Annotated in this window: 3 protein-coding genes and 1 pseudogene; 2 read left to right on the plus strand and 2 right to left on the minus strand. The window is 63.3% G+C overall.

The genetic code is table 11. The features are described 5' to 3' along the window. On the minus strand, positions 1-471 hold a 471-nt coding region (locus ABT116_RS42485), incomplete at its 3' end, for a trehalose-6-phosphate synthase (protein WP_351645937.1). Positions 472-482: 11 nt separating this feature from the next. On the opposite strand from ABT116_RS42485, the pseudogene ABT116_RS42490 reads away from it, so the two are divergent. Next, positions 483-1,082: pseudogene (locus ABT116_RS42490) on the plus strand (metallopeptidase TldD-related protein); the annotation flags it as partial. Then, positions 1,082-1,846, plus strand: a complete 765-nt coding sequence (locus tag ABT116_RS42495; protein WP_351645941.1) for an NAD-dependent epimerase/dehydratase family protein — start codon at positions 1,082-1,084, stop codon at positions 1,844-1,846. The pseudogene ABT116_RS42490 and the gene ABT116_RS42495, both read left to right, overlap by 1 nt. Here ABT116_RS42495 and ABT116_RS42500 read toward each other — a convergent pair. Then, positions 1,749-2,538, minus strand: a 790-nt coding sequence (locus ABT116_RS42500) for a YcaO-like family protein (protein WP_351645946.1), incomplete at its 5' end; no start/stop codon positions are given. The genes ABT116_RS42495 and ABT116_RS42500 overlap by 98 nt on opposite strands.

Raw genomic sequence — 2,538 nt, forward strand, 5'->3', positions numbered from 1 at the left:
GCGGAGGTCGATATAGTGTTGCACGCGTTCACGACTGGGCGTCGCGAGCTGCACCATCGTGTACTTCTCCGGATCCAAACGGCCCTCGTCGAGGAGTTCCTTGAGGGCTTGCAACCGTAGATCGATGCCCTTGGTGTAGTCCAGGCGGTCGACTCCCAGCAGGATTTTCTCGGGATTTCCGAGCTCTTCCTTCAATTCGCGTGCGCGGCGCAGGACCGATTCGCTCTTCGACTGCCGCTCGAGCTCGGCCGAATCGACGGAGATCGGAAAGGCTCCCACCTTGACGACGCGAGAATCGAAATCCACATGCCCGAGCGCACTTCGAACACCGACGCCTGCGGTCGTCGTCTTGAGGCCGAGTAGTTTGCGGGCCAAGAACAGGAAATTGTTTGCGCCACCAGGTAAGTGGAAGCCGATCAGATCGGCGCCCAGCATTCCCCTGACGATTTCCTTGCGCCACGGAAGCTGCATGAAGATCCACCGGCGCCACGCGGATCGGTGAGAAACTGGGTGCCTTGCCACTCACGCTGACCTCCGACCCCGGCGCCGAGGGCTTGCAGTCCGCGCCGTTCGTGATCACGACGTCGTCGAGCGAATCCGTCTCACTGTTCGACAACGGCATGGAGATCGAACCCGTCGACTGGGTCCGAGACGGGGTCGTCAATGCGCTGGCGTACCCACGCCACGCTGCACGAGAATTCGGTCGACCTGTCGCAGTTCCCGGCGACAATCTCATCCTGACCGGTGGTGACGACACCTCGATCGAGGACATGATCGCAGGTACCGAGAAGGGTCTACTGCTCACAACCCTCTGGTACATCCGTGAGGTGGATCCGACGACGCTGCTGTTGACCGGACTTACCCGTGACGGGGTGTATTTGATCGAGGACGGCAAGATCGTCGGCGCCGTCAACAACTTCCGTTTCAACGAGAGCCCGCTCGATCTGCTGCGGCGGGTCACCGAGGCTGGACGCACCGAGATCACACTCCCGCGCGAGTGGAAAGACTGGTTCACTCGGACAGCGATGCCGCCGATGCGCATTCCCGATTTCCACATGTCCTCGGTCAGTCAGGCGCAGTGATGGCGAAGGTCGTGATCGCCGGTGGCACCGGTGCTCTCGGCCGCCGGATCAGCGACGATCTCGCCGACCGTGGGTATGACGTCGTGGTCCTGACTCGATCACCGAAACCCGGTCGGCACAGGCAGGTTCAGTGGGACGGTGTCACGGTCGGCGACTGGGCAGGAGAACTCGACGGCGCCGCGGTGATCAACCTTGCCGGCGAGTTGGTCGATCGCCGACCCACCCCGGCAAACATCGCACTGCTCACCAGCTCCCGAGTCGATCCGACGCGCGCGCTGGTCGAAGCGTCGAAACTACTGGCGAACCCGGTTCCGGTGTGGATCCAGGCGAGCACGCTCGCGATCTACGGCGATGCGGGTGAGACCCGATTGGACGAGGCTTCTCCTCTCGCTGACGGGCCGCCTCAGATGACCGACGTCGCAAAGGACTGGGAGGCAGCGGTCGAGGGCGCAAACACGTCACGAGTAGTGATCCTGCGAACCAGCGTCGTGTTGGAGAAGGGCACACCGGCGCTCAAGCGACTGCTGTTGCTCGTGCGTCTCGGTCTGGGCGGACGCGTCGCCTCGGGTAGGCGACGCTCGTCGTCGACGGGGGTCTCGACGCCAATCTCGGCATCCTTCCGTTGCCGGAACCGTGAGCCCACGCCATCACGGCCTGAACGAACTGTCAGTGCGGCAATGGGATGGTGCGAGACGGATGTCCGGCAAGACTGTCGACTAGTCGCGGCGATCCGAGAAACGGCAATCCGGCGGCCGCATTGGTGAGACAACCGGGTACGACGACGCGGACGACATGCAGGCCAGTTCGGAGAACATCAGTAGTGGTGAGGTCGACCCATGCCGGCCTGAAACCCGAGCCTGTCAGTGCGCTTTCGGTGTCGATGGGTGACGTCAGAGAGTCGAGTTCCACCTCGCCGTCGACGGCACCTGCCAGCTCACTCTCGAATCGTGTTTGGATCTCCGGGTCCAGGTGGAGTTGCAAGTGGCATCCGTAGTCCATGACGTCGGCAAAGTCCGATCGGTAGACGTCCGCGTAGCGTCGATCGGCTCGCCACGGCGCAAGCGGGCTGTTCGGGGAGGCTGCGGCTCGACCGATGCCGCTCTCCGGGTCGTCGTAGTCGGCGGAAAGAAGTTGCAGCTGAAGCGCTTCGCCGAGCGACTTGAACGCAGCGGTCTGTGCGTCCTCGTGGCAGGCGGTTCCCATGGTGGAGTATCCGGTGCGGTGGTCGCGGACGAGGGCGCCGAGTACCGGGATCCCGAAATCACTCTCGAATGCCAGCCATCTAGTCGACAGGGTTTCGTGATTGCCCAGTCGAAGGAGCTGCTCTGGCATCCCGGTGACGATCCGAACGCCGCGCCTTCCGGTCCAGGAGAGCGTCATCGCGTCGCGCTCGACTATCTCGCGCAGTGCATTCCGTATCGCGAACCTCGTCGTGGGACCGGCGGCGAGACCCGCC

Source organism: Streptomyces sp. NPDC002130 (genome assembly GCF_040296465.1).
GTDB lineage: Bacteria > Actinomycetota > Actinomycetes > Streptomycetales > Streptomycetaceae > Streptomyces.

Bases quoted from the DNA above. Each gene is read 5' to 3' on its own strand.
- ABT116_RS42495 (WP_351645941.1), top strand. From the start codon at position 1,082: ATGGCGAAGGTCGTGATCGCCGGTGGCACCGGTGCTCTCGGCCGCCGG.